This window comes from Neobacillus sp. Fa239, from assembly GCF_055395235.1.
In genome coordinates this window covers 63,730-90,408 of record NZ_AP041611.1, presented here as the reverse complement: position 1 = coordinate 90,408, position 26,679 = coordinate 63,730, and the positions used below count along the sequence as shown (strand labels likewise).

The 26,679-nt window shown below is 42.3% G+C and carries 24 protein-coding genes; 4 read left to right on the top strand and 20 right to left on the bottom strand.

Annotated elements, in window-relative coordinates; translation table 11 throughout:
- Positions 1-95: 95 nt before the first annotated feature.
- Genes ACZ5XR_RS00410 through ACZ5XR_RS00395 form a run of 4 tightly spaced genes read right to left on the bottom strand, consistent with a single transcriptional unit; the run spans position 96 to position 2,700 of the window.
- A complete protein-coding gene (locus tag ACZ5XR_RS00410) occupies positions 96-926 on the bottom strand; it encodes an SPL family radical SAM protein (protein ID WP_464499776.1) in 831 nt (276 codons plus the stop codon).
- Complete coding sequence (locus ACZ5XR_RS00405) at positions 913-1,626, bottom strand: 2OG-Fe(II) oxygenase (protein WP_464499775.1); 714 nt, start codon at positions 1,624-1,626, stop codon at positions 913-915. Before ACZ5XR_RS00405 ends, ACZ5XR_RS00410 begins: the two co-directional genes overlap by 14 nt.
- On the bottom strand, positions 1,611-2,120 hold the full coding sequence (locus ACZ5XR_RS00400; protein WP_464499774.1) for a methylated-DNA--[protein]-cysteine S-methyltransferase: 510 nt from the start codon (positions 2,118-2,120) through the stop codon (positions 1,611-1,613). Before ACZ5XR_RS00400 ends, ACZ5XR_RS00405 begins: the two co-directional genes overlap by 16 nt.
- Entirely contained in the window at positions 2,092-2,700 is a 609-nt protein-coding gene (locus ACZ5XR_RS00395) for a bifunctional transcriptional activator/DNA repair enzyme AdaA (protein ID WP_464499773.1), read from the bottom strand. The genes ACZ5XR_RS00400 and ACZ5XR_RS00395 overlap by 29 nt, the downstream gene beginning before the upstream one ends.
- Before the next feature lie 116 nt (positions 2,701-2,816).
- Here ACZ5XR_RS00395 and ACZ5XR_RS00390 point away from each other — a divergent pair, with 116 nt between their 5' ends.
- The gene (locus tag ACZ5XR_RS00390; protein WP_464499772.1) at positions 2,817-3,707 is read left to right on the top strand and encodes a DNA-3-methyladenine glycosylase family protein; all 891 of its coding nucleotides are present in this window, start codon (positions 2,817-2,819) and stop codon (positions 3,705-3,707) included.
- A gap of 1,366 nt (positions 3,708-5,073) precedes the next feature.
- Here the strand turns inward: ACZ5XR_RS00390 and gatB are convergent.
- From gatB to fosM, 5 genes are all read right to left on the bottom strand, one after another.
- Positions 5,074-6,501 (bottom strand): Asp-tRNA(Asn)/Glu-tRNA(Gln) amidotransferase subunit GatB, encoded by a 1,428-nt coding sequence (gatB, locus tag ACZ5XR_RS00385; RefSeq protein ID WP_464499771.1) that lies wholly within the window; start codon positions 6,499-6,501, stop codon positions 5,074-5,076.
- Between the two features lie 12 nt (positions 6,502-6,513).
- On the bottom strand, positions 6,514-7,971 hold the full coding sequence (gene gatA / locus ACZ5XR_RS00380; protein ID WP_464499770.1) for an Asp-tRNA(Asn)/Glu-tRNA(Gln) amidotransferase subunit GatA: 1,458 nt from the start codon (positions 7,969-7,971) through the stop codon (positions 6,514-6,516).
- A 14-nt stretch (positions 7,972-7,985) separates the two neighbouring features.
- Positions 7,986-8,279: an Asp-tRNA(Asn)/Glu-tRNA(Gln) amidotransferase subunit GatC gene (gene gatC, locus ACZ5XR_RS00375; RefSeq protein ID WP_464499769.1), complete on the bottom strand. Its 294-nt coding sequence runs from the start codon at positions 8,277-8,279 to the stop codon at positions 7,986-7,988.
- Between the two features lie 202 nt (positions 8,280-8,481).
- On the bottom strand, positions 8,482-10,017 hold the full coding sequence (locus ACZ5XR_RS00370) for a peptide MFS transporter (protein WP_464499768.1): 1,536 nt from the start codon (positions 10,015-10,017) through the stop codon (positions 8,482-8,484).
- Between the two features lie 201 nt (positions 10,018-10,218).
- On the bottom strand, positions 10,219-10,641 hold the full coding sequence (gene fosM, locus ACZ5XR_RS00365; protein WP_464499767.1) for a FosM family fosfomycin resistance protein: 423 nt from the start codon (positions 10,639-10,641) through the stop codon (positions 10,219-10,221).
- 229 nt (positions 10,642-10,870) lie between these two features.
- Between fosM and ACZ5XR_RS00360 the strand changes: the two genes are divergently transcribed.
- Complete coding sequence (locus tag ACZ5XR_RS00360; protein ID WP_464499766.1) at positions 10,871-11,515, top strand: lysozyme family protein; 645 nt, start codon at positions 10,871-10,873, stop codon at positions 11,513-11,515.
- A 176-nt stretch (positions 11,516-11,691) separates the two neighbouring features.
- The gene (locus ACZ5XR_RS00355) at positions 11,692-12,153 is read left to right on the top strand and encodes an OsmC family protein (RefSeq protein ID WP_464499765.1); all 462 of its coding nucleotides are present in this window, start codon (positions 11,692-11,694) and stop codon (positions 12,151-12,153) included.
- 61 nt (positions 12,154-12,214) lie between these two features.
- Here the strand turns inward: ACZ5XR_RS00355 and ACZ5XR_RS00350 are convergent, their stop codons facing one another.
- Positions 12,215-12,649, bottom strand: a complete 435-nt coding sequence (locus tag ACZ5XR_RS00350; protein WP_464499764.1) for a YueI family protein — start codon at positions 12,647-12,649, stop codon at positions 12,215-12,217.
- 243 nt (positions 12,650-12,892) lie between these two features.
- Positions 12,893-14,173 (bottom strand): isocitrate lyase, encoded by a 1,281-nt coding sequence (gene aceA, locus ACZ5XR_RS00345; RefSeq protein ID WP_464499763.1) that lies wholly within the window; start codon positions 14,171-14,173, stop codon positions 12,893-12,895.
- A 350-nt stretch (positions 14,174-14,523) separates the two neighbouring features.
- Between aceA and tatC the strand changes: the two genes are divergently transcribed.
- A complete protein-coding gene (gene tatC / locus ACZ5XR_RS00340) occupies positions 14,524-15,258 on the top strand; it encodes a twin-arginine translocase subunit TatC (RefSeq protein ID WP_464499761.1) in 735 nt (244 codons plus the stop codon).
- A gap of 11 nt (positions 15,259-15,269) precedes the next feature.
- Here tatC and ACZ5XR_RS00335 read toward each other — a convergent pair whose 3' ends face one another.
- The 9 genes from ACZ5XR_RS00335 to ligA form a co-directional block, all read right to left on the bottom strand.
- Positions 15,270-15,893 carry a precorrin-2 dehydrogenase/sirohydrochlorin ferrochelatase family protein gene (locus tag ACZ5XR_RS00335; protein ID WP_464499760.1) on the bottom strand — a complete coding sequence of 208 codons (624 nt, stop codon included), beginning with the start codon at positions 15,891-15,893 and terminating at the stop codon, positions 15,270-15,272.
- Positions 15,894-15,916: 23 nt separating this feature from the next.
- A complete protein-coding gene (gene cobA, locus ACZ5XR_RS00330) occupies positions 15,917-17,356 on the bottom strand; it encodes a uroporphyrinogen-III C-methyltransferase (RefSeq protein ID WP_464499759.1) in 1,440 nt (479 codons plus the stop codon).
- Between the two features lie 30 nt (positions 17,357-17,386).
- Positions 17,387-17,707, bottom strand: coding sequence for a nitrite reductase small subunit NirD (nirD, locus tag ACZ5XR_RS00325; RefSeq protein WP_464499758.1), 321 nt, complete (start codon positions 17,705-17,707; stop codon positions 17,387-17,389).
- The gene (gene nirB / locus ACZ5XR_RS00320) at positions 17,704-20,133 is read right to left on the bottom strand and encodes a nitrite reductase large subunit NirB (RefSeq protein ID WP_464499757.1); all 2,430 of its coding nucleotides are present in this window, start codon (positions 20,131-20,133) and stop codon (positions 17,704-17,706) included. The genes nirD and nirB overlap by 4 nt, the downstream gene beginning before the upstream one ends.
- A 228-nt stretch (positions 20,134-20,361) precedes the next feature.
- Positions 20,362-21,348, bottom strand: a complete 987-nt coding sequence (locus ACZ5XR_RS00315) for a hypothetical protein (RefSeq protein ID WP_464499755.1) — start codon at positions 21,346-21,348, stop codon at positions 20,362-20,364.
- A gap of 20 nt (positions 21,349-21,368) precedes the next feature.
- Positions 21,369-21,632, bottom strand: a complete 264-nt coding sequence (locus tag ACZ5XR_RS00310) for a hypothetical protein (protein WP_464499754.1) — start codon at positions 21,630-21,632, stop codon at positions 21,369-21,371.
- Between the two features lie 174 nt (positions 21,633-21,806).
- A complete protein-coding gene (pruA, locus tag ACZ5XR_RS00305; protein WP_464499753.1) occupies positions 21,807-23,354 on the bottom strand; it encodes an L-glutamate gamma-semialdehyde dehydrogenase in 1,548 nt (515 codons plus the stop codon).
- Between the two features lie 152 nt (positions 23,355-23,506).
- Positions 23,507-24,655 (bottom strand): CamS family sex pheromone protein, encoded by a 1,149-nt coding sequence (locus ACZ5XR_RS00300; RefSeq protein ID WP_464499752.1) that lies wholly within the window; start codon positions 24,653-24,655, stop codon positions 23,507-23,509.
- A gap of 15 nt (positions 24,656-24,670) precedes the next feature.
- Positions 24,671-26,677, bottom strand: coding sequence for an NAD-dependent DNA ligase LigA (gene ligA, locus ACZ5XR_RS00295; RefSeq protein ID WP_464499751.1), 2,007 nt, complete (start codon positions 26,675-26,677; stop codon positions 24,671-24,673).
- Positions 26,678-26,679 lie beyond the last annotated feature (2 nt).

Genomic DNA, 26,679 nt, shown 5'->3' with positions numbered 1-26,679 from the left:
CTTTTTAATCAAACGTTTGATTAAAAACGGTATAATTCCATATAAATAAAGAGGTTCTTCTTAAAACTCTGAAAAAACAATGTCGAAATGTCTGGTTAAGGAGAGAACCCCTGCTGACTTATAAAAAGTTCGTCTTCCGAAAAAAACTGTTTAAGTCGGTCATAGACAATCCGGTAGGCTGAAGGCTCATACCATTCTTCCAACCCAAGAGTCTCATATATGGATTGAACCCCCAATTTCTTTGTCCGTTTGCCGCCGCTGCCGTCACCCATAAAATAATCATCCACACAAATACGGTTGACCAATGATCTTAGTTTTTCAGGAAACGCTGCACTGCTTGGCAAAACCGGAGCAATGGCGGCCTGTGTCGGCACTCCTGCCTCCGCTAATAACTGAAGTGTCTTTAATCGAGCAGGAATGGGCGGTGCATTTGGAGTAAACTGTCTTCTTACCGCTTCTAAATCGGTTTCGACGGTCATGCTTACCCGCACCCTGTCCTTTAATTGAAACAATAAATCAAGATCCCGTCGAACAAGCGGGCTCCTGGTCTGGACCAATAAGAAATCCGGCGGTTCTTCTACCATGACCTCTAGCATTGACCTTGTCACTTTCTCCTTATATTCGGCAGGCTGATATGGGTCGGTACTAGATGACATGAAAATGGTGACGGGTCCTTTTGATTTGGCCCTTCGAAGCTCCTTACGCAACAAAGAGGCTGCCTCTTGTTTGACGTCAACCCACGTCCCCCATTCGCCCTTACGGAACAGTGATACGGGCATTTGCCGGACATAGCAATAGGTACAGCCAAAGGAACAGCCCGTATAGGGGTTCAAGGAATGGGTGTACCCACAAAGATAACCTGTACCTTTATTTAACAGTGTTTTAGGAATCTTGTAAAAAAATTCCGTTCCTTTACTTCGCATCATGAAAGATCATCCCAAGTGTATATCTTGTCCCGGAGGTAATCGTGCTGACGCCATGCCGGAGCGTTGTTCGATAATATCCACGGGTACCTAATACAGGCCGGTTATTCGTTGGAAAAATCAGCCCAGCCCCCCGTTCCATCGTTAGTGCATGTCCCCTGCTTTGCGCCCGCGGGCGCTGCTCAACTAATAGGAATTCCCCGCCAGTATAATCCACTTCCTTTTGATTTAAGGCAAATACCACTTGAAACGGAAAAAACACGTCGCCGTACAAATCCTGATGGAGACAGTTATATCCTCCTTCCTCATATTTCAAAATCAATGGTGTAGTACGCTCCTGTCCACGCTCATGACATTGTTCAAGAAACTCCACCAAGGAAGGAGGATAGTCAGCTTGTCTTCCTAGCCATTCCTGCCAGCGATTTGCCGTTTTTGCCAGTTCCGGATAAAATCCTTCCCGAAGCTGCTGCAGCAGATAAGGTAATGGCGACTGGTAATACTTGTACTCACCCATTCCAAACCGATATCGCCCCATATTAATCGTGCTTCGAAAAAACCTTTCCTTATCGTACGTATCAATGATCTCCTGACATTCATCTTCATCCAATAAAACAGGAAGAGGAGCAAACCCCTGTTCATCCAGTTGCTGCTGTAGAGAAGTCCAATCCAATTCAGCCATCCGGTTGATCAAGCTTTTAGACATGAGGCTCCCTCCAGTTTTAGTAATTGAGTTTTCATCTCCAATCCACCGCGATAACCAGTCAATTTTCCACTCTTGCCAATCACCCGATGACACGGTATCGAAATGAGGACTGGATTGGCTCCAATTGCCGCCCCAACTGCCCGGACAGCTGCCGGTTTTTGGATACTATTCGCAATATCTGAGTATGATTTTGTTTCTCCATAAGGAATCTCACAAAGCGCCTTCCATACCTCCCTTTGAAACGGAGTACCTGAATAATCAAAGGGTACGGTAAAGCTCTTTCGCTTCCCTTGAAAATACTCAATTAGTTCTGCCGCATAGGGCTTTAATTTTTCATCGTCCCGGACTAATGGACAGCCGGGTACATATTTCTTTGTCCAATTAGATAATTCCTCAAAGGGACCATTCTGTGACCCTACAAAACAAAGCCCTTTTTCCGTAGCTGCAAGATATAATTTCCACCCTTCATAAACCATTAAAGTCCAATAAATCATTTTCCCCAGCTCCCTTTTTCATTAATTCCCGGTATTCCGTAGGCGTATAACCTGTTTTTTTCTTAAATAAGGTGACAAAATAGGAGGTATTGGACATACCGACTGATATTGCTATATCTACCATTGCCGCATTCGTTTGGATTAAGAACTCTTTTGCTTTATTGATTCTCGTTTGCTGGATATATTCAACAGGAGTCATCCCTTTAATTCTCTTAAACGTACGTTGCAAATGATAGGGGCTGCCATGGCACAAATCAGCCAACGATTCCAGTGTTAATTTTTCACGATAATTCGCCTCAATGCAGCTAGTAATTTGCGCGACCCATGTTTCATCCGGCAGCCGCTCACCTGTTGGTTTGCATCGTTTACATGGACGAAAATGTGAAGCGAGCGCTTCCTCTGCTTTTTGAAAAATAACGACATTTTCCTTTTTCGGTACTCTCGATTTGCAGGATGGCCGGCAAAAGATGCCCGTGCTTTTTACGGCATAAATGAATTGATCATTATACTTCTCGTCATTAAGGATAATCGCTTGCCAAATCTCTTCTGTCAGCTTTGCAGCCCTGTTCCTTTCATTCACTTTCCTCACCTCTAACAACAGTATACCTTCTATGAAAGCCAAATTTACCTTTTTGCCAATGTAATAGCAAGATATCGAAATGAATTTATGATAAAACTGTACATGAGGTGTTTACGATGGAAAAAGAGCTGACATTGTTTGTTCCAAAAGAATTTAATTTTGCTGAAAATCTCAAATACTTATCACGGGCCGCAAATGAATGCTTGTTTCATATTAAAGATAATCATTTATACAAAGCGATACCGATTGGGGAGGAAACGGCGATCATTGAAATTAGTGCCGGCACGGAGCAATTGATCATCCGTTTTTTAGGAGATTCTCCTTGTGAAAGTGTCCGAGAAGCTGTTGCTGGCTATGTCAGAGAATGGTTTGATTTAGACAAGGATTTGGTTCCGTTCTATGAAGCTGCCCAATCGGATGCCTTGTTAAAAAGGGCAGTCGAGTCGTTCTATGGCCTGCGGCTTATGGGTATTCCCGATCTTTTCGAGGCTATGAGCTGGGGAATTATCGGCCAGCAGATCAATCTTGCGTTTGCCTACACGTTGAAACGACGGCTTGTTGAAAGCTTTGGACGGAGGATCGACTTTGAAGGTGAGACTTACTGGATCTTCCCCACGCCCGAAGATATTGCCTCACTAAAGGTTGAGGATCTTACCTCTTTACGGATGACCGTGAAAAAGGGTGAATATCTCATCAGTGTTGCGCAATTAATGGTGGAAGGTAAACTGACAAAACAGCTGCTACTAGATACTGCCGATTTTAAGTCTGCTGAAAAAATGTTAGTCAAAATCCGCGGGATTGGCCCATGGACGGCCAATTATGTTTTGATGCGCTGCTTGCGATTTCCAACCGCTTTTCCGATTGATGATGTCGGTCTTCACAATGCGATTAAGCATGTTTTGGGATTAGAGAAGAAACCGACGAAAGAAGAAATCTTAAAGCTGTCCGGCAATTGGAGCGGTTGGGAAGCATATGCCACTTTCTATTTATGGCGATTCCTATATTAAAATATTACAATCATCGACCAGATTCTAGCTTTTCCTTTATTAATCAAACGTTTGATTAAAAAGGCCGCAATGCTTTGAAAATAAAGAGTTTTATCCAGTTAGTTACTAAAAATATTGTCGAGGGTTGGATTTCAGGATGGAATTTTGGGTCTATAAGAGCGAGGCGAGTCGGGTTCTTTGCACCGGTGGAAGAAATTTAGGCTTCATGAGCAATGCAACGGCGTTCCTTTGACCGGTATCATAAAAATTGAGGCTTCATGGGCAATGCAACGGCGCTCCTTTGACCGTTAGCATGAAAATTGAGGCTTCATGGGCAATGCAACGGCGCTCCTTTGACCGTTAGCATGAAAATTGAGGCTTCATGGGCAATGCAACGGCTCTCCTTTGACCGTTATCATGAAAATTTTGCCTTCATGGGCAATGCAGCGGCTCTCCTTTGACCGTTATCATGAAGATTGAGTCTTCATGGGCAATGCAGCGACGTTCCTTTGACCGTTATCATGAAAATTTTGCCTTCATGGGCAATGCAGCGGCTCTCCTTTGACCGTTACCATGAAAATTGAGCCTTCATGGGCAATGCAACGGCTCTCCTTTGACCGTTACCATAAAAATTGAGGCTTCATGGGCAATGCAGCGGCTCTCCTTTGACCGTTATCATGAAGATTGAGGCTTCATGGGCAATGCAGCGACGTTCCTTTGACCGTTATCATGAAAATTTTGCCTTCATGGGCAATGCAGCGGCTCTCCTTTGACCGTTACCATGAAAATTGAGCCTTCATGGGCAATGCAACGGCTCTCCTTTGACCGTTACCATAAAAATTGAGGCTTCATGGGCAATGCAGCGGCTCTCCTTTGACCGTTACCAAGAAAATTGAGCCTTCTCGGGCAATGCAGCGGCTCTCCTTTGACCGTTACCATGGAAATTCGCTGAATTTCTCTCTTTCCCTAACTAATCAAACGTTTGATTAAAAAGGCCAGTATCCCTTTTCAATAAAGGCTTTCCTGCTTAATGTTTATAAAATAATTGTCGTATCGTTAGTAATAGACCAATGCTTCAAGTTTAATCCTTAGCGAATCCTGTACAATCCCGCCAATCTAGCAAGATTCGTCAGGAATTATCCTATTTCCCTATCAATCAAACGTTTGATTAAAAATCAAGCAAGGCTTACCAATAAAGGTTTTTTTCCTGGGAAATGAAGCAAACAATGTCGAGAATTGTTTCGACAAATACTCATAAAAAAAGGCTGTCTGCAAACATAAGGGTCAGACCCCACAACATTAATATATAGCTGAACTCATCGTAAAAGCTACTATATATCGGATGTTGAGCAAGGGGGTCAGACCCTTTTGAGACAGCCTAAAAAAATTATCGTTTTTGTAATTCTTGCTGTAATAATTGATTGACCATCTGCGGGTTTGCTTGGCCTTTTGTCGCTTTCATCAATTGCCCAACAAGGAAACCGACCGCTTTATTCTTACCATTTTTAAAATCCTCAATGGATTGTGGATTGGCATCCAAAACCTCTGAAATAATTTTTAACAGGGTTCCTTCATCGGAAATCTGCACGAGCCCCTTCGCTTTCACAATTTGCTCGGCATCGCCGCCGTTTTCAATCAACTCTTTAAATACTGTTTTGGCGATTTTCGATGAAATCGTGCCATTATCAATCAGCTTGATCATGCTTGCCAGCCCTTCAGATGTTAGAGCAACCTGGTCTAATTCTTTTCCCTCGGCATTTAAATACCCGGAAACATCACCCATCATCCAATTGGATGCCATTTTTGCATCTGCTCCGGCATTTACAGTCGCTTCAAAGAAATCTGCCATTTCCTTAGTTACCGTAAGCACCTTGGCATCATACACCGGTAAGCCAAGCTCTTCTACATACCGCTTTTGACGTTGGTCCGGCAGTTCAGGGATTTCAGCACGAATCCGTGCCTTCCACTCGTCATCAATATATAAATCCATTAAGTCCGGCTCAGGGAAGTATCGATAGTCATCCGAGCCCTCTTTCACCCGCATCAACAGCGTCGCACCCGTTGCTTCATCAAATCGGCGTGTTTCCTGATCAATTGTACCGCCGGAAGAAACAACCTCCCGCTGGCGCTTTTCTTCAAATTCAAGCCCTTTGCGGACAAAATTGAAGGAGTTTAGGTTTTTCAATTCTGTCTTCGTACCGAATTCTTCTTGTCCTACGGGACGAATCGAAATATTGGCATCGCAGCGCAGCGAGCCTTCTTCCATCTTACAATCAGAAACTCCTGTATATTGAATGATCGATTTTAATTTTTCCAAATATGCATAGGCCTCATCCGGCGTACGGATATCCGGCTCAGAGACGATCTCAACAAGAGGTGTTCCCTGACGATTGTAATCACATAAGGAATACCCTTTTTCGTGGTTCAGCTTGCCGGCATCCTCTTCCAAATGGATCCGGGTTATGCCGATCTTTTTCGTATAGCCATTGACCTCTATCTCAATCCAGCCGTGCTCCCCAATCGGCTTGTCAAATTGGGAAATCTGATACGCTTTCGGATTATCCGGGTAAAAATAGTTCTTCCGGTCAAACTTCGTATGAGTCGCCACCTGACAATTCAATGCCATTGCAGCCTTCATCCCGTATTCTACGGCCTTTTTATTAAGGACGGGCAATACGCCAGGATAGCCTAGATCAATTACAGTCGTATTTGTGTTCGGCTCGGCACCAAAATGGTTTGGGCTCGCCGAAAAGATTTTCGAGTCGGTTTTCAATTCAACATGGACCTCAAGTCCTATCACAGTTTCAAATTCCATCGTCTTCACCCCCTATAATTCCGGCTTCTCTTTATGAAAGTCAGTTGCCTGTTCAAATGCATGCGCTACCCGATAAACAGATGCTTCATCAAAGTGTTTTCCGATGATTTGCAAACCAAGCGGCAGCCCGTCATCAAAGCCGCATGGAACGGAGATTCCCGGCAGACCTGCAAGATTCAGAGGAATGGTTAAAATATCATTCGCATACATCGTTAACGGGTCATCGATATTTTCACCGATTTTAAAAGCCGGTGTCGGCGTTGTCGGGCCGATAATCACATCATATTTTTCAAAAACATTCTCAAAATCTTGTTTGATCAAAGTTCGGACCTGCTGGGCTTTTTTATAGTAAGCGTCATAATAGCCAGAGCTCAAGGCAAAGGTTCCGAGCATAATCCGCCGTTTCACTTCATCCCCGAATCCTTCTGCTCTCGTCTTTTTATATAATTCCATTAAGTTTCCGGCATCCGGAGTCCGGTAACCATAGCGGACACCGTCAAAACGAGCTAAGTTAGCCGATGCTTCTGATGAAGAAAGCAAATAATAGGCAGCCAAAGCATATTTGGAGTGCGGCAGTGATACTTCCTCCCAAACTGCCCCACGGCCTTCAAGAGTCTTTAATGCAGCTAACACCGATTGACGCACGGAATCCCGGACGCCTTCGCCAAGATATTCTTTCGGCACGGCAATTTTTAAACCTTTTATATCACCGGATAAAGCACCCACAAAGTTGGGAACATCCACATTGGCTGATGTGGAATCCATTGGATCCAAACCGGAAATGGCCTGTAAGAGATAGGCATTGTCTTCGACCGTTCTCGTAATAGGCCCAATTTGATCAAGCGATGATGCAAAGGCAACAAGGCCAAAACGGGATACTCGTCCATAGGTTGGTTTCATGCCAACAACACCACAAAAGGCGGCAGGCTGACGAATGGAACCGCCTGTGTCAGAGCCAAGAGAAAACAACACTTCTCCTGCCGCAACAGAGGCAGCCGAACCGCCAGAAGACCCTCCGGGCACCGTATCAAGATTCCACGGATTGCGTGTTTTTTGGAAGGCGGAGTTTTCATTGGATGATCCCATCGCAAACTCGTCCATGTTCAACTTCCCGATCGTGATTGTTTCTGCTTGCTGTAGCTTCTGAACAACTGTCGCATCATAAATCGGGTCAAAGTTTTCGAGGATTTTGCTGGCACAAGTAGTGCGCAAACCTTTCGTGACCATATTATCCTTTAATCCGATTGGCATTCCAAAAAGCAAGCCCCTGGAATCATCCGTATGCAGTTTTTCATCAAATGTCTTCGCTGTTTGTCTTGCACGCTCTTCGTCCAATGTTAAAAAGGCCTGGACCCTGTCCTCGACTTGACCAATTCGTTTAAATGATTCTTCGACAAGGTCGGATACTTTTAGTTCTTTCTTATGTAATAGCTCTTGCAGGTCGGCTGCTTTATAATCGAATAAACTCACTTGCTAAGCACTCCTTACTCTCCCAAAATAGACGGAACTTTGATTTGGCCGTCCTGATGCTCTGGCGCATTTTTTAATACTTCTTCACGCGGCAATCCTTTTTGCGGGATGTCCTCGCGCAGCACATTTTTCATGTCCAGCACATGGTATGTAGGCTCTACATTTTTGGTATCTAGCTCATTTAATTGTTCGGCAAATGTTATAATCGCATCAAGCTGCTTGGTAAACTTCTCAGCCTCTTCTTCTGTTATCGCTAACCTTGCCAAGTTGGCAACATGCTTGACCTGATCATTTGAAATACGTGACATTTCAGTACCTCCAATCCCTTCTATCATGATTCATTTAATATTGATAATAACAGACTTTTCCGCTTTGCCGCAATGATTCCTCATCCATTATAGGCAATAGAACGCATTTTTAGATTGAATTTTCACTAAATATTTAATCAAAAAACTACGGAGACGATTTTCTCCGTAGTTTTTATTAGGATGCTTTTTAATTTGAAAGCGTTTATTTGACCCCTGCCATAAACTTTTGCATTTTTGGTGAAATGGCAAATAAGATTAATGATAAAACGATTGATGCAACTCCAATCGTTCCGAAATAAGCCATTTCGTTTTGTGGAGTATAGAATTTAACAAGTTGTGCATTGAGCGCCTGAGCTGCAGCATTTGATAAGAACCATAGACTCATCATTTGAGCTGAGAAGGCAGAAGGCGCGAGTTTTGTTGTTGCTGAAAGTCCAACTGGAGACAAGGCCAATTCACCAATTGATACAACAAAGTAGCTAAGCACAAGCCATAATGGATTTACTAGTGCATGTGCACCACCAATCAACGCCGGAACTAGAATCACCACGAATGACAATCCGGCTAACAATAGTCCAAATCCAAACTTTTGAGTATAAGTTGGCTGCTTGTTGCCGAGCTTCACCCATAACCATCCAAGAATTGGTGCAAACACAATGATGAATAATGGGTTTAACGACTGGAACCAAGCTGGGTTAATGTGCATTCCAGCAAAATTTAATTGGGTCTTTTGATCAGCAAAGGTTGCTAATATCGTGGAACCTTGCTCTTCGATCGACCAGAACATAACAGATGCAATAAATAGCGGGATATAAGCAATTAAACGAGAACGTTCTTCTTTAGTTGTTTTCTTGCTGCGATACATAGTTAGGAAATAAAGGATTGGAATAATACAGCCTAAGATTCCAACAAGGTTAATAAATGATGCAATTGTTAAAGTACCAGTAATAGCCGCAACAACAATTAATGCAATAACAACAACTGCAGAAATACCAATTTTAGTAAATGTTTTTTGCTTTTCTGCCGCAGGCAGCGGATTGGCAACAAAAGTACCGGCAAGGCCAAGATTCTTTTTCTTTGTAGCAATATAGACGACTAACGCCAAGAACATACCAATGGCAGCAAGTCCAAATCCAGCGTGGAAATTATAGCTCATTCCAATTGATCCAACTACTAGTGGTGCAACGAAGGCACCAAGGTTAACACCCATGTAGAATATACTGAACGCTGCATCGCGGCGTGCGTCACTAATGTCATACATTTCACCTAAAACAGTTGAAATATTCGGTTTTAGCAATCCAGTACCAAGTACAATTAGAACCATTGAAACAAAGAACATGGTCATGCTTCCTGGTACAGATAAAGCAATATGACCAAACATGATTAAGATTCCGCCGTAAAATACAGCTTTAGTGGAACCAGTTATCCTATCTGAAATCCATCCGCCAATAATACCGGACATATATACTAATGATCCGTAAACAGATACAATCGCAATTGCTGTCTGTTGATCAATACCTAAACCGCCTTTTGATACGGAATAATACATATAATAAACAAGAATTGCTTTCATTCCATAATAAGAGAATCTCTCCCAGAATTCAGTGAAGAATAATGTAAATAATCCTTTAGGGTGACCAAAAAAGCCCTTTTGCGGAACGCTTTGTACAATCTTCTGTCTATTTAAGCTTCCTGTTGAAGCGCTTTCAAGATTTTTCTCTTTTCTTAATGTAGACATCAGTATACCTCCTTTTTCTATACTATAATAATATTTTAAGATTTTATAATTGTCAAATATTCATTTTATTCTAATTTAAAAATCTTTAATAATTATTGATAAAATCAATGTTTTCAAACAATAATTGGATAAAATTAGATATAAAAATTATATTTTTTTAATATAATAAATTGTGATAATTTTTAGATAAATAAAGCGTTTTCATTTAAAAAATTCCATATGTCCCTTTTCCTGTTTATAATAGTTCAATCGATCCTCCAATGTCCCTGTATGGAATTCGAACTTATGACCATCCGGGTCGGTAAAGTAAATGGACTTTTTATCTTTTTCATCCCTGGGGCGGCCCGAAAGAATGGTTACATTTAGCGCCTTCAGTTTCTCGTACATTTTTAGGAAATCAGCTTCATCGATTGAAAAAGCAATATGTGTATAGGAATCTTTGATTTCATTACGAGGAATGCCCTCTTCCACATTAAGAGCAAGCCACATCCCGTTCAAATCAAAATAAGCTGTCGTTCTCCCTTTAACCAGCAGCTTTGCCTCAAACACATTCTGGTAAAATTCAATCGATTTCTCTAAATTTGATACCGAGAATAAAAAATGATTTAAACCTTTTATGGTCACTTTTATCACCTTTAACCTTTCCAAATCCCGACAAATTTATTGCTTAATTAATTCTTAAAAACCTCGGCTGCCAATAGTTTTCTCCATTTTCAATCAAACGTTTGATTAAAGGGGAAATTTGGCAGTCCTTGTCAAAAAAGTTCATATCTTTGAACTCCAAATTTGGGACTTCTATTTATCTGCCTTATAATGTTTTTAGAAGAAAAAGAAAAATTGGAGTGTCAATGGTATGAAACGAAGACGGAAGAAGTTCAGAACCCTTTTCGTCCTATTAGTATTTAGTTTCACTTTTTACATTATTTACCATCTAATGTCGGATACCGTCACCAAAATGAAAAGTGATCCCTTCGCAGATGTAAAAAAATATCAACCGCTTATTCACGATGAATTGGCAAAATATCATTTAGAAAATTACACGACGGTCCTGATTGCGCTAATGCAGCAGGAGAGTCACGGACATGGCGGAGACCCGATGCAGGCCTCAGAATCTGCTGGTTTAGCGAGAAATACTATTCAAGACCCTAAACAAAGCATTCAAGTTGGTGTAAAACATTTTCAGCGTACCTTTTTTTACGGAAAACAAAGAAAGGTAGATTTTCCAACCATCCTTCAAGCGTACAATATGGGCGTAGGGTACATTGATTATGTTGCACAGCACGGTGGAAAACATAGCGAGCAGTTAGCGAAAAGGTTCTCTCTTTTGCAAGTGAAAAGAAAACCAACTATTTATACTTGCGGCGGAGATAAAAATAATTTTCGTTATCCATACTGCTATGGAGATTTCACATACAGCTCAAAGGTATCTAAAAACATTCAATCGTTAGCGGAGAGCATCCCAGCCAGCAGCCAAAAAACATCTGGGGAATCGTTTTGAGTACTTATCTCGACATTATTTATAGATGCCATGGAGCATTAATCCATAGAAATAGGGTGTTTAGCCGATTTTTAATCAAACGATTGATTAAAGGCGGAAGCAGTCAAACATTGTAGAAATTAGGCAATATCCGTTATTTTACACTAGAAGCAGTTGAACAAAAGGAGGAACTCAGAATGGCAGAACATCATTTTCATTTAAAAGCTAATTGGCCGGGATTGCGTAATGATGTGGGAGAGATTGAAGCCGGGAATTTAAAAACAAAAGTTTCAATCCCTCCTGAAATGGATGGTCCTGGGATTGGCACCAATCCGGATGAAATGCTGCTTGGGGCTGCGTCCACCTGCTATATTATCACTCTTGCGGCAATGATGGAGCGGAGCCACTTGGAAAAAGAAAGTTTAACGATGGAATCGGAAGCAATTGTTGATGTAACAAAGGGCGTTTTTACTTATAAAAAGATTATTCATCGTCCACATCTTATTTTGAAAGCTGATGCGTCTGAAAAAGACTATGAATTGGCGATAAAGCTGGCTAAAAAAGCTGAAAGCTCCTGTATGATCAGTCGGGCTATAAAGGGCAATGTTGAAATAGATTTAGAGGCAATTGTGGAAATTAAATCGAGTCAAAAGGAGTAGCAACCAAAAGCTACTCCTTAGCTTTTTGGCAATAAAAATAACGTTTGGAACGCGCCAAACGTTATTTTCGTTTAAAGAGCTTTGCAAATAAGCTCTTTTTCTGTTTATCTGTCGGTGTAAAGTACGCTTTTCTTTTTATATAGATTTCTTCCTTATCAATCGCATGGTCCATCGCCAGCACTAACCCGATCTCGGTGTCGTTGTCCTTGTTGGTCACGATTGTGTGCGCAATTTTATATTTACCTGCCAGTTTCACATATTTGGATAGATCCGTATAGTTCATTGTGCCATTTAGAAATAAATGGGCATGTGGATTCTTCTTCATTTCCTGCTCCACTTGGGGATAAATGTTTTTCTCCCCGACTTGGTTTTTCTTAAGGGCCACGATAATTCGCTCCCGTAATGTTCCAAGAAATTTCCGCCTTTCCTCTGGTTTGGTTTCCTTTGGACCGTAAATCCCCTGCTGCAATACCTCGTCAACAGATGGCTTTTTCAAACAAATCAACTCCATTAAAAGGGCTACTTCCTGTTTATGAAATTGGTTAATAAAAAGTTCCTGCGGGAGATGATTTGTAGATAAACTCCTAATTTTTGTAGATAAATTTAAAAAATTGTAGATAAACACTGGATTTTTGTAGATAAATTCAAAATCTTGTTGATAACCAGCCAATTTTTGTAGATAACCTCATTTCACACGCAAAAAATCCCTCTCCCCATTCAAGGGAGAAGGATTTTCAGCTTACTTTTTCGTAAATTGCGCTTCCTCTGTCGAACCCTTCAATGCAGTAGTCGAAGAGGTTCCACCTGAGATGATCATTGAAACTTGGTCAAAGTAACCCGTACCAACCTCGCGTTGGTGGCGTGTAGCGGTGTAGCCGTATTGCTCGCTGTCAAATTCAGCTTGCTGCAATTCGCTGTAAGCCGCCATGCCCCGCTCTTTGTAGCCGCGCGCAAGCTCGAACATGCTGTGATTCAAGGCGTGGAAGCCGGCGAGGGTAACAAATTGGAATTTGTAGCCCATTTTTCCGAGCTCTTCTTGGAATTTGGCAATCGTTTCTTGGTCCAGTTTCTTTTTCCAGTTAAAGGATGGTGAGCAGTTATAGGCTAATAGTTTACCAGGGAACTTTTCATGAATCGCTTCTGCAAACTTCCTTGCTTCCTCTACATCCGGCTCGGAAGTTTCGCACCAAATTAGATCCGCATAAGGGGCATAGGCTAAGCCGCGGGCAATCGCCTGATCAATCCCTGCATTTGTGCGGAAAAATCCTTCCGCAGTCCGTTCACCGGTAATGAATGCGGCATCGTTTGGATCAACATCACTTGTAATTAAATCGGCTGCATTCGCATCTGTCCGAGCAACAAGGACGGTCGGAACCCCCATCACATCCGCTGCCAAACGGGCTGCGATCAGATTGCGAACCGCTGTCTGAGTTGGAAGCAATACTTTCCCGCCCAAGTGGCCGCATTTTTTCTCTGAGGAGAGCTGGTCTTCAAAGTGAACACCCGATGCGCCCGCTTCAATCATGCCCTTCATTAATTCGAAGCAGTTTAATTGACCGCCAAAGCCTGCTTCAGCATCGGCGATAATGGGCGCAAACCAATCAATCGAGTTGTCACCTTCGGCATGATGGATTTGGTCGGCACGCTGGAGCGCCTGGTTAATTTTCTTCACCACATTTGGGACACTGTTAGCGGGATACAAGCTTTGGTCCGGATACATATGGCCGGAGAGATTGGCATCAGCGGCGACCTGCCAGCCGCTTAAATAGATGGCTTTCAGACCTGCTTTTACCTGTTGAACGGCTTGATTTCCTGTGAGGGCGCCAAGGGCATTCACATAGTCTTCTTCGTTCAGAAGCTTCCATAGTTTTTCGGATCCCTTTTTCGCCAATGTATGTTCAATATCGATGGAACCGCGAAGCTTGATGACATCCTCCGCTGTGTAGGGTCTCGTAATCCCCTGCCAACGGCTATCCATTTCCCAGCTTTCCTGCAATTTAGCTACTCTTGAATTTGTCATTTTTAATCATCCTCCTATCAATCTATTGAATCTTTATAAAAGCTCATAACCTGATAATGGTAAAAACTCCGCAAACTCATCATTCAAAATTAACCAGTCAAACAATTCGATCAACACTGCCTTTTGTTATAATACAGTATCTAACCTCTCGTTTTGTATTATATAACACAAAACCTAAAAAAGGAACTACTTTTCAGAAATTTTTATAAAAATAGGTAAAAAATCCCTTCTTACCTCATTCCCCATGCGGAAAATAAAAAATGAGATATGACGAACCTCATAGAAAAAACAACTTGGATGTTATATAATTCAACAAGATAAAGATTATTTTGACAGGAAGGGTTGGCATTTTGACTGATAATGAACAGAATTTAGTTGAGCATTTGGGTGAATTACGGAAGAGATTAATCATTTCTGCTTTGGCTTTCCTACTATTTCTAGTAATCGGATTGGTCTATGTCAAAAATATCTATCTCTTTTTCATGGGGAATCTCGGCTATAAGCTGATGGTGCTGGGGCCAAGTGATATCATTTGGATTTATTTCCACATTGCCGCTGTTGTTGCTGTTGCCGGAACCATCCCTGTAGCCGCCTGGCAAATATGGATATTTGTTAAACCCGCCTTAAAGCCTGTGGAACGAAAAGCTGCCTTAGCCTATATACCCGCCTTGTTTTTCCTTTTTATTGGGGGGCTCTCATTCGGGTACTTTTTCATCTTTCCAAACATCATGAGATTTCTCTTAAACTTGGGCACAGGTTTGATGACAACATCATTTACGGCTGATAAATACTTCAATTTTTTAATTAACATGACATTGCCTTTCGGGATTGCTTTTGAACTCCCGCTTGTCATGATGTTTTTAACGACTCTGGGCATCGTCAATCCCTATAAAATCGTTAAACTTCGAAAATATGCTTACTTCATTCTGGTGATCATCGCCTCGATGATCTCGCCGCCTGAATTAATTTCACATCTTTCGGTAGCAGTGCCGCTGATTCTCTTATATGAAATTAGTATCATGCTTGCGAAAATTGTTTTTAAACGAAAGCAAGACCGATTACAGGTTGAAGAGCAAATGCAATAAAGGCGGGTACCTCATAGGGTATCCGCCTTTTCAAGTAATTGCCTAAATTTTTCTTCCCGATTTTCACTATTTAAAAAATCCTCAGCTACAATTGCTGTTAATAGGCTTCTTTTTAGTGCTGGATCTTTTACTTCTCTCAATATCCTCTGCCGTGCTTTAAAAAGAAATTCCAGATAGCACTCGTAAGCTTCATCAAATTGTTCTTCAAGCCGGGCACAAATTTGCCTGGCTAGAATAGGGCTCGCCCCACTAGTTGAAACACTGATGCTCAAGCGTCCCCGCTTAAAATTCGCCGGAACATGGAAATCTGAACCATCAGGATCATCTGCAATCGAGCACAGCTGGTTGGAGCCGGATGCATTTTTCACAAACTGATTAATCTCAGCATGATTGGTAGCGGCAAAAATCATAAACGCATCTAAAAGGTCGTCTTTTGTAAAAAATCTCTCCTGCCAAACAATGTCGCCGTCCAGTGCCAGCCGCTGAATCGTATCCGTTGCTTCAGGGCTGACTACGGTAATGACCGCCCCTGTTCCTAGCAAGCCCGACACCTTTCGCTCCGCTACTTTTCCGCCGCCCACCACGACAACCTTTTTTCCTGCCATTTGCAGCATGATCGGATAATTTTTCTCCATGTCCCACCTCCTCACATCAGGTTTTACACTTCAGCTAAATATTCCAGGAGTGCCGTTCTTTGTGCCTGTTTTGGCATTCGTGCCTGCTGCAAACCGGCAGCTTCAGCCGCAGCCAACGTCTGCTGGCCCATGCAGACCACTTGTAATTTGTTTAAGTACTCCTCTGCCGGGACACCGCATTCCCGCAAGCTTTCGATAAATGGTTCAACCGAAGCCTTGCAAGGAAAAATCACTGTATCGATTTCGGCCTCTCCCAGCATTCGGTTAAAAATTGGCATGAACTGCCAATCCAGCTCTTTTTTACTGGTAACCATCAAGTCAAATAAACCATAGTTAGCGGTATTTTTCAAAACGCTATTGTCTCCAACAATCAGCAAACTCCCTGCTCCAGACATTTCTTCTGCCAGATTGGCCGTAAATCCACGTCCATTTAATGCCTTAATGGTTTTAAAAGAAGGCCCATAAAAATCGGCTCGAATACTGCGAATATCGATTTGATTATCCATTAGCGCTTCAAAAAATTCCTGAACACTTTCCGGCTGGGCAAACAGAATCTTATCATAGGATTGTACCTTTTCCAGATCGATATGAACAGTGGTTTTTTTCCATCTTGGAAATTCAATGACATCGGCGCCTTGTACCATTAAATCCTTTGCCAGTTCGCTTCGGCTGCTGCTTGTTCGAGCAAGAAGAATCTGACGGCCATATAATGGTTTTTTTTCAAACCAGCTGATTTTTTCCCGAAGCGAAATCACTTCTCCGACGAGAATAATGGAAGGATTGCTGAACTTTGCTACCTCCGCTTTCACTGCTATATCCTTCAATGTCCCTTGCAATGTCTTTTGCCGACCAAATGTGCCCCATTGAATCAATATAACAGGGGTGGAATCAGATTTTCCGTGTTTCATAAGATTTTCACAAATAAACGGTAAGTTTCCAACCCCCATGTAAAAAGCAATAGTGTCAACACCATTGGCAAGACCTTGCCAATCCAGCATCGGCTTGCCATCTTCTGATTTATCATGAGCGGTTACGACTGCAAATGATTCTGCAAATTCGCGGTGGGTGACAGGAATCCCCGCATATAAGGGGGCGGCAAGCCCGGATGAGATACCAGGGACGATTTCAAATGGAATCTCATATTCGGCAAGAGTCGCCGCTTCTTCACCCACGCGGCCAAACACACCAGGGTCGCCGCCTTTTAAACGGACAACTCTTTTTCCTTCAAGCGCTTTACCCACTAACAACTCATTAATATTTTCTTGACGAAGAATATGACGGTCAGGCAATTTCCCACAGTATATGAGTTCAGATTTCTCCATTGCAAACTCTAAAAGTTTAGGATTGGCAAGCCGGTCATATAAAATAACCTCTGCCTGTTTAATGGCATCCAGCCCTTTTACGGTGATTAACCCGATATCTCCCGGCCCGGCCCCTACTAAAAATACTTTTCCTATTTTCATCCATTCCGCCTCCTTTCCCTTCATGTTGTTCTATAAAATGATAAAAATAATATCCTCGTTAATTTCGATTTTAAATGTCCGCACCTGGCCCACATCCGGCGCCTGGACCTTCCCATCCAGCAGAGAGATTTTCCAGTCATAGACAGGGCAATAGACGAAATGACCGCTGACCAGCCCTTCAGAAAGGACCCCGCCCTTTGGATGAGGGCTGCGATTTTCAATCGCATACACCTCTCCGTTTGATAGTTTAAAAAGGGCAATTTCTGTTTCATCGATCTTAATTGCATAGCCTGATCTATTCCTAAGATTTGAATAATTGGCAACAGGGATACGTGTTATCGTTCCAATCATTTTGAATCACTCCCGGCATGAATAGTATGGACTTTATAATATTTATCTTGTATTTCTTCGCTATGAATCGCTTCATACCATGGCTCAATGTATTTCTTAAGGGTTTGGTCCATGCGCTCATTCAAGGCTTTGCGCATATCTTCATTCGTCAAAACCTCTTGAACATGTTTAAGTCCTACCCGGTCAATCCACTTGGAAGTCCGTTCTAAGTAATTGGCTGTTTCACGATAATATTGCAGATAGGCTCCGGTCATTTCCATAACATCCTCTTGAGATTTCACCGTACACAGTAATTCTCCGGGACGGAGGTCGACACCTCCATTACCGGCAACATAGATTTCCCAGCCGCCATCAATGCCGACAAAGCCGATATCTTTAATTCCTGCCTCTGAGCAGTTTCTTGGACAGGCTGAAACACCCATTTTCACTTTATGCGGTGTATCGAGGCGTTCGAATTTTTTCTCCAGCTCAATTCCGAGTGCCATCGAATCCTGTGTTCCATAGCGGCAGAACTGGGCACCAACGCAGGTTTTAACGGTCCGAAGTGTTTTGCCGTATGCATAACCGGATGGCATATCAAGCTCTTCCCACATGCTTGGCAGGTCTTCCTTTTTAACACCGAATAAACCGATCCGCTGGCCGCCGGTCAGCTTTACTAATGGAACATTGTACTTCTCTGCCACCTCGGCAATTTTCATCAAATCCTGTGCCGTTGTCACTCCACCATACATTCTTGGTACAACCGAGTATGTTCCATCCTTTTGGATGTTGGCATGCATTTTTTCATTGACTAGTCGGGAATCACGCTCATCCTTGTAGGCATCCATGTAAATCATGCCCAGATAGTAGTTTAAGGCAGGGCGGCATTTCGTACAGCCCTCTTCATTATTCCACTCCAGCACGTTCATGACCTCTTTTATGCTTGTCAATCCTTTTGCTTTGATTTCGGCTACTACCTCATCACGGCTTAAGGTGGTACAGCCGCAGAGGCTCACCTTTTGTGCTGCTGCAGCATCAAATTTATCCCCAAGCGTGTGGGCGAGAATTTGGCTCACCATTGGTTTACAACGCCCGCACGAACGGCCGGCATTCGTGCAGTGGCTTACTTGATCGAGGGTGGTCAGGCCTTGGAATGAAATCGCTTCAACAATAGCACCTTTGGTGACCCCATTACAGCCGCAGATCAGTTCATCATTTGGCATGGAGGCCACATCTTCACTGCCCCCGGCCCCACATTCCGATTGCAGGATGGAAATGCAAGTCATGCCGCTCACATCTTCTTTTTTCGTCAGCATCCGGAATAGCTTTGTGCTGTCCTTAGTGTCGCCATATAAAACAATCCCTGCGATTCGGTTATTTCGGATTACTATCTTCTTATAAACACCATCAAATTCGTTATGAACCTTGATGCTTTTTGTAGATTCGTCTTCAAAAATTTCACCTGCCGAGAAAAGATCAACCCCTGCTACCTTTAGCTGTGTTCCCGTAACAGAACCTTTATATGAGGGTATTTCCATTCCGCAAAGATGACCTGCAAGTACTTTCCCTTGTTCATACAATGGTGCAACCAATCCGTACACAATTTCTCTGTGCTCGGCGCATTCTCCTACAGCGTAGATATTCGGAGCGCTTGTTTCCATATAATCATTCACGACAATACCGCGATTGACATAAAGGCCGCTATTTTTGGCAACCTCTGTATTGGATTTAATTCCAATTGCCATTACCACCAAGTCTGCTTCAATTTCAGATCCATCTTTAAAGCGCAGGCCTGTTACCCGATTGTCTCCAAGAATTTCTACCGTTTGTTTTTCCATCAGAAAATTCATACCTTGTGCTTCGAGTTCTTTCTTCAGCATGGCTGATGCAGTACTGTCTAGTTGTCGCTCCATCAAGTCTGGCATTAAGTGCACAACATCTACCTTCATGCCAAGATTCAGTAATCCTCTTGCCGCTTCAAGACCAAGAAGCCCGCCGCCGATGACAACTGCTTTATTATACTGCTCCGCTGATTTTATCATCATTTCACAATCTCTGATGTCACGAAAGCCGGTTACACCTTTTTTATCCGCACCTGGAATAGGAAGAATAAAGGAGTTGGATCCTGTGGCAATAATCAATTCATCATATTTTACTTCGCGGCCCTGGCTGCTGACAATTCTTTTTGCATCGACATCAATTTTGACTACTGTTTCCCCTGTATATAATTGAATCTTATTTTCTTTATACCAGTCTACTGGATTGATAATGATCTCTTCAAAGCTGGTATCGCCCTGCAATATATTTGATAATTTAATTCGATTATAGTTTGGATATGGTTCTTGCCCGAAAATGGTGATTTCAAATTGGTCCGGAGAAAGCTTCAGGATTTCTTCAATCGTTCTCACTCCGGCCATTCCGTTCCCAATCATCACGAGTTTTTTCATATTGGTCGCTCCCTATCTTTTTTCGATCATCGTTTTTTCTATAGTTAGATTGTAATCTCCTCATGACGTAAAAATTGTGACGTTCGTCACTTTTGGACCTTATTATGTGAACAGCTTCACATTATTGTCATAAAATGAGCGGTAATTGATCGATCCGGTGATTTTTGCAGATTGTTTCTCATTCATACAGAAAGGGTGGCCCATTTTTTTTTTTGGGGCCACCCTTTTTTATGCTGGTTGTTTCTTTTTGTGTATGTTTGGTAAATGTTTTACTTTAGCAGCAATTACTGGGACAAATAAGCCAATCACTGCGACAGGGATCACTTCCCACAATTCAATAGGCGGGGTAATCAATAGGTCTAACCGATTGATTGCATACAATGGCAGGAAGTAAAATAAACTTCCAATGAGTCCGGCAAGCCAGTAGTCTCTTCTAAACAATAAAAAGAATAATGGAATGAAAAGAATGGTGATTGGGACATAGGATGTAGGATAATGAACGGCATAAAAAACCGTTTTATATAAAAATCTTAACAGGATATAGAGACCTGCACCCATCAGTGGGATGGTATAATCCCGAAGCAGCCTGTTGACGACGACCGTTAATAAAGTCACCACTAGCACGGAATAAATCGGATATACCCACTGTGGAATGCCTCCAAAAATTTGCGATGCCGGATCAGAGATCAATTCCAGGATTTCTTTAGAGGCAATCGAATGTCCATGGATATATTGATTATACGAAATCGCTCCATTCTCCTGCTGCATATTGGGAAATACCAGACATTCAAGCAGGAACATTGCAAACCATGTGTGCAGTGATTTCCAAGTGGGGATTTCTGTATCTGTATATTTAAAATAACCTCTCCAAACACCAATGATCATGATGTCAGTGGCAGTGTAATAAACAAAATGAGTGGGACTCCATGTGGTTAAGTCGATACCAAATTTTATATGATAAGAAAAATCCAGCGGAATTCCAATTAAGAATAAGGCATATCCGATTGTAATAAGGTTTCTTGAAAACCTATCCATATAGTGCGAATGACGCCATTCTTTAAACAATAAAAACCCGCCGAGAGCAAAACCTAAAAAGTTTACAATATGAGGAATGGAGTATTCCTCAAATAAATATTTAAAGTGATAGGAAGCATCCCAAGCTGACCCGATAAATTTTAATAAAAAGGCCACTACCCATAAACGATAATATTTCAAACAGTATTTCCCCCTTTTCCCTAGCCAAGCAAATCAAAAATACTTCCATATATGGCAATGAGAATATAGTTAATTACCAAGGCGATTCCGAATGTAATCCCTGATAAAGCGACATTTCTTTGTTTAAAAAGTTTATAAATAAAAATAATCCCAGCAACAACAACAAAGACATTACAGCTGAATATCGACCAAATCAAAGGTAGACTTTCTGGATGTGGTTCAGCTATAACATGCATTAAATAAAGCGGCAGCAACGCTCCGTTCCCTCCAATACTAATGTTCATGGTACCCCTTATTTTTACCCATCCTAATAAAAACTATTATCCACCTTAGCATATGTTGGTTTCACTGGATTAATTTAGGTAAAAAGGAGCATTTCAATTATAACATAGGGGGTCAGTCCCCCGCTGCTCTAAAGCAGCGGGGGACTGACCCCCTTCTTTACGTTTCCTTATATATTAATACATTTCAGATGTTGTTTTGGCTTGCATGTGAAGCAGCAAGTAGTCTGGGCCGCCTGCTTTGGAATCTGTACCGGACATGTTGAAGCCGCCGAATGGCTGGTAACCTACGATGGCACCTGTACATGAACGGTTGAAGTATAGGTTTCCAACATGGAAGTCTTCGCGGGCCTGCTCCATGTGGGCACGGTTCTTTGTAATAACCGCACCTGTTAAGCCATACTCTGTATTGTTTGCAATTTCAATGGCTTCATCAAAGTTTTTCGCCTTTGTGAAACCAACAACTGGTCCGAAGATTTCTTCCTGCATAATGCGGGCGTTCGGTGCAAGGTCAGCAATTACAGTTGGTTTTACGAAGAAGCCTTTAGAATTGTCGCCTTCGCCGCCAGCCATTAATTTACCCTCTTGCTTGCCGATTTCAATGTATTCCATGATTTTTTTGAATGCATTGTTGTCGATAACAGGACCTGTATAAGTATCTTGGTCTGTTGGGTCGCCCACTGTTAATGGATTGGTTAATTCCACTACTCGATTCAATACTTGATCATAAACATCTTCAACAATCACTGCACGAGAACATGCAGAACACTTTTGACCGGAGAATCCGAATGCTCCTGCTACGATTGATTGTGCAGCAAGTTCAAGATCTGCTTCTGAGTCGACAACGATGGTATCTTTTCCACCCATTTCAGCAATCAAACGTTTCATCCAAAATTGGCCTTCGTTAATTTTGGATGAGCGTTCAAAAATACGTAATCCCACATCACGTGAACCTGTGAAGCTGATGAACCGAGTATCTTTATGGTCAACTAAATAATCACCGACTTCGGCGCCACTGCCTGGAACAAAGTTTAGGACACCTTTGGGAAGTCCGGCTTCTTCCATTACTTCAACAAATTTAGCTGCAACAATTGGGGTGGTAGAAGCTGGTTTTAATAAAACGGTATTACCTGTAACAATGGCTGCGACAGTTGTTCCAGCCATAATCGCTAATGGAAAATTCCAAGGAGAAATAATGATTCCTACACCAAGAGGAATATAATGATAACGGTTATCTTCATTCGGACGGCTTTCAACGCGAACACCGTCTTTTATCAATAGCATTTGACGTGCATAAAATTCAAGGAAGTCAATGGCTTCTGCCGTATCGGCATCCGCTTCTTTCCATGGTTTACCTGCTTCTTTTGTTAAAAGTGCGGAAAACTCATGCTTGCGGCGGCGAATCAATGTGGCTGCTTTAAACAGCACATCTGCCCGCATTTCCGGTTTTGTTTTTTTCCAAGTTTTGAATGCTTCAACAGCTGCCTGCATCGCTTTTTCAGCAAGTTCCCTGCTAGCTTTAGAAACATGGCCGATTACTTCTTCCTTATTAGCAGGATTATAAGAAACAATTTTTTCATCAGTCGAGATTCTTTCTCCGCCAATCACAAGGTCATAATCTTGTCCTAAATAACTTTCAACTGTTTGTAACCCCTTCAGATAGGCTTGGCGATTTTCTTCAATCGTAAAATCAGTGAATGGTTCATGTTTGTAAGGCTGTACCATTTGCTTACCCCTCCTATGTATTGGAAACGTTTACATACAACCTTCATTCTACATGAATCGATTATGAGTATCAATGTTCAGCCTTTTGAACATTTTGGCATAAAAAATAGGCTGCCCCATAAAGGTAAGAACCTTTTGGGACAGCCCCCTTGCTAATAAATATATACAAAGGGTTCTGTATCATTTGCCCTTCGGACGATTAGAGCTTCCGGACCGTCAACCGAGGTGACACTGACGGAAACCGATATATATTTTGGAAATCTCTCCATGACAAGGCCTGTCAAATATTGAGTGAAGCCAATTGCCTCTGTTTTTCCATAGAATTGAATCGGAATAGTGATATTGAGATCCTGCAACTGGTCTCCTACATAAAAAGCTCTGCCAATGACACCATTGTAGTTTGGAAAATATGTTTCAACATCCTGCTTAAAGTTTAAAAAGGTAGTTGCATCATCACGATGGTCATTCGTGGCATCCGTAGATGGAAACAGATAATATTTTTCATTTACCTTTTCCCAGCTGCCAATGGCGGAACTGTTCTGATCCACGTTCGTATAGGCAAAGAAGTTTCCAGGAACGACGGACGATTTACTTTGCGTTTCAAATAAGGCAATCGTAATCGGGAGGTTCTTTAAATCCTTCATATTTCTCAACCGTTTTAAAACTTCCGCAGCAATTTGCTTTCCCTGACTTTCCATTTGTGAAAAAGGAATTTTCCTTTCATAGGTTGGTCCATATTGGACTGTTTGGTAATAAAAAATGGAATTCAAGGCGAGCCCGATTGTGACTCCAGCCAGATGAACCGTTCCATTAGAGCTTTTGGTTAAGTAATCATGCTCCAATATATGAGCCAAATAAATAGGCTGCGTGGGATTGGCCGGATTCGTTACAAGCGGATTCAAACCGATATTATCTGCATCGGTCAGATTATTGGCTTTTAATTGCGCCTTTGTGAACTTTCGGTTTAACCATAGTTGAACCGTGTCGCGCTTAATTTCTTGACCTTCACGAAAGAAATATTTGTCCGTACTAAAGGTGTTTTGGGCAATTCTTTGTAAACCCGTTTCAAATTCATTAATATCATATCTAGTATTCAGGTTGGCGACGGTCATGCCGCGAGCTTGTCCTGGTTCAAATGGCAAAATCGTCCGATAGTATTTATCAGAAATATTATATTTTGGTATAATTGCTTTCCCTTTTGTTGTTTCTTTTGTTTGAACAACGTCATTCTGCTTCTGAATGAGCGAACATCCGCTAAGCAAAAAGACAAATGAAAGAGTAAGCAGCATGAGCTTTCTCACGGCTTATAACACCTCTTATTTATTTAATTCAACCAGCAGTTTTTCCTCGTCCCAGACTTCGATTCCCAGATCCTGTGCCTTAGCAAGCTTTGAACCTGCATCCTCGCCGGCAATGACGAGATGCGTTTTTTTGCTGACACTCCCTGCCACATTGCCTCCAAGGGCTTCAATCTTTTCCTTGGCTTCATTTCGTGAAAGCTGCTCTAATTTACCGGTGAGCACTACCGTCTTTCCGGCAAAAATAGAAGAAGATTCGGCGACTGTGGTTGGTTTAACACCTTTATATTCCATGTTTACTCCATAATCGACTAACTCTTGCAGCAGTTGGCCTACTTCTTCCATTTCGAAAAAAGTAACGATTGATTCCGCCATTTTCTCGCCGATTTCGTTAATGGCAAGCAATTGCTCCTTCGTGGCAGCGGCAAGACTGCTCATTGTGCCAAATTGTATAGCCAAAGTTTTGGCTGCCTTCGCGCCTACATGGCGAATTCCTAAACCAAATAAAAGCTTTTCAAGCGAGTTGTTTTTCGATGCCTCAATTCCTTTTAAAAGATTGGAAACAGATTTTTCGCCCATCCGCTCAAGAGCTAATAACTGCTCTTGTTTAAGCTGATAAATATCGGCAACATCATGGATCAATTTTTCCGCAAATAGCTGGCTGATTACCTTTTCACCGAGTCCGTCAATGTTCATGGCATCACGGGAAACAAAGTGTATCAAGCCTTCACGAATTTGAGCCGGGCATTTTGGATTGATGCATCTTAATGCTACCTCACCATCCAGACGAACGAGCTCACTCTCACATTCCGGGCAATGCGTCGGCATGTAAAAATCCTTTTCCTGACCTGTCCGCTCTCCGGCGAGGACATTGACGACTTCCGGAATAATATCGCCGGCTTTTTTCACCACGACCTTATCACCAATTTTAATATCCTTTTCCCTAATTAAATCTTCATTATGAAGCGAGGCACGGCCTACGGTTGTTCCCGCTACTTTTACAGGCTGAAGAATAGCGGTAGGTGTCACTACGCCCGTTCTTCCTACACTTAATTCAATGTCCAATAGCGTGGTAACAACCTCTTCCGCAGGGAACTTATAAGCAATCGCCCAGCGCGGGCTTTTAGCTGTCGTCCCCAGCGCCCTTTGTTGTTCAAGCGAGTCTACTTTTATAACAATCCCATCGATTTCATAGGGGAGATGCGGACGCTTTTCCACCCAGCTGTTGACATAGTCAATGACTTCATCAATTGTCGCACAGTTCCGGCGCTCTTTATTCGTTTTAAATCCGAGCTGGTCTAAATAGTCTAACCCTTCACTATGGGAGGTTACCCCTGTTTCACCAATATCGCCAATTCCATATAAAAAGACATCAAGATTCCTCGAAGCAGCCATTTTCGGATCAAGCTGCCTTAAGGATCCTGCAGCCGCATTCCTCGGGTTCGCAAACGGTTCTTCCCCTTGTTCTTCCTTGGCCTTATTTAATGCTTCAAAAGAACGCTTCGGCATAAAGGCTTCACCGCGAACCTCGATTGATACGTTTTCTCGCAATCTTAGCGGAATAGATTTAATGGTTTTTAAGTTTGCGGTAATATCTTCACCGATCGTTCCATCTCCCCGGGTAGCCCCCAGGATAAACAGGCCGTCTTCATAGCGAAGCGATACCGCCAGGCCATCGATTTTCAATTCGCAAACATAGGAAAAATCATCACCAGCCGCTTGGCGGATACGCCGGTCGAAATCCTTCAGATCATCTTCATTAAAGGCATTGCCAAGACTGAGCATCGGCGTCTTGTGTTCCACTTTTTCAAACAGGTCAAGCACAGGACCGCCGACACGCTCGGTCGGTGAATCAGGTGTTTTTAATTCCGGAAATTTCCCCTCCAGGTCCAGCAATTCATTCATCAAGCGATCATATTCAGCATCTGGAACTGACGGCTTATCCAACACATAATATTCATAGCCATACTGGTTTAATAGGCTTTTTAATTCATTGATTTTTTGTTCAGCATTTCGAAGATCCATAT

What these genes read in the sequence shown, in the direction of transcription:
- ACZ5XR_RS00410 (WP_464499776.1), bottom strand. Translation starts at nt 926, where the DNA reads ATGATGCGAAGTAAAGGAACGGAATTTTTTTACAAGATTCCTAAAACA.
- ACZ5XR_RS00405 (WP_464499775.1), bottom strand. Translation starts at nt 1,626, where the DNA reads ATGTCTAAAAGCTTGATCAACCGGATGGCTGAATTGGATTGGACTTCT.
- ACZ5XR_RS00400 (WP_464499774.1), bottom strand. Translation starts at nt 2,120, where the DNA reads ATGATTTATTGGACTTTAATGGTTTATGAAGGGTGGAAATTATATCTT.
- ACZ5XR_RS00390 (WP_464499772.1), top strand. Translation starts at nt 2,817, where the DNA reads ATGGAAAAAGAGCTGACATTGTTTGTTCCAAAAGAATTTAATTTTGCT.
- gatB (WP_464499771.1), bottom strand. Translation starts at nt 6,501, where the DNA reads ATGGAATTTGAAACTGTGATAGGACTTGAGGTCCATGTTGAATTGAAA.
- gatC (WP_464499769.1), bottom strand. Translation starts at nt 8,279, where the DNA reads ATGTCACGTATTTCAAATGATCAGGTCAAGCATGTTGCCAACTTGGCA.
- ACZ5XR_RS00370 (WP_464499768.1), bottom strand. Translation starts at nt 10,017, where the DNA reads ATGTCTACATTAAGAAAAGAGAAAAATCTTGAAAGCGCTTCAACAGGA.
- ACZ5XR_RS00360 (WP_464499766.1), top strand. Translation starts at nt 10,871, where the DNA reads ATGAAACGAAGACGGAAGAAGTTCAGAACCCTTTTCGTCCTATTAGTA.
- ACZ5XR_RS00355 (WP_464499765.1), top strand. Translation starts at nt 11,692, where the DNA reads ATGGCAGAACATCATTTTCATTTAAAAGCTAATTGGCCGGGATTGCGT.
- aceA (WP_464499763.1), bottom strand. Translation starts at nt 14,173, where the DNA reads ATGACAAATTCAAGAGTAGCTAAATTGCAGGAAAGCTGGGAAATGGAT.
- ACZ5XR_RS00335 (WP_464499760.1), bottom strand. Translation starts at nt 15,893, where the DNA reads ATGGAGAAAAATTATCCGATCATGCTGCAAATGGCAGGAAAAAAGGTT.
- cobA (WP_464499759.1), bottom strand. Translation starts at nt 17,356, where the DNA reads ATGAAAATAGGAAAAGTATTTTTAGTAGGGGCCGGGCCGGGAGATATC.
- nirD (WP_464499758.1), bottom strand. Translation starts at nt 17,707, where the DNA reads ATGATTGGAACGATAACACGTATCCCTGTTGCCAATTATTCAAATCTT.
- nirB (WP_464499757.1), bottom strand. Translation starts at nt 20,133, where the DNA reads ATGAAAAAACTCGTGATGATTGGGAACGGAATGGCCGGAGTGAGAACG.
- ACZ5XR_RS00310 (WP_464499754.1), bottom strand. Translation starts at nt 21,632, where the DNA reads ATGAACATTAGTATTGGAGGGAACGGAGCGTTGCTGCCGCTTTATTTA.
- pruA (WP_464499753.1), bottom strand. Translation starts at nt 23,354, where the DNA reads ATGGTACAGCCTTACAAACATGAACCATTCACTGATTTTACGATTGAA.
- ligA (WP_464499751.1), bottom strand. Translation starts at nt 26,677, where the DNA reads ATGGATCTTCGAAATGCTGAACAAAAAATCAATGAATTAAAAAGCCTA.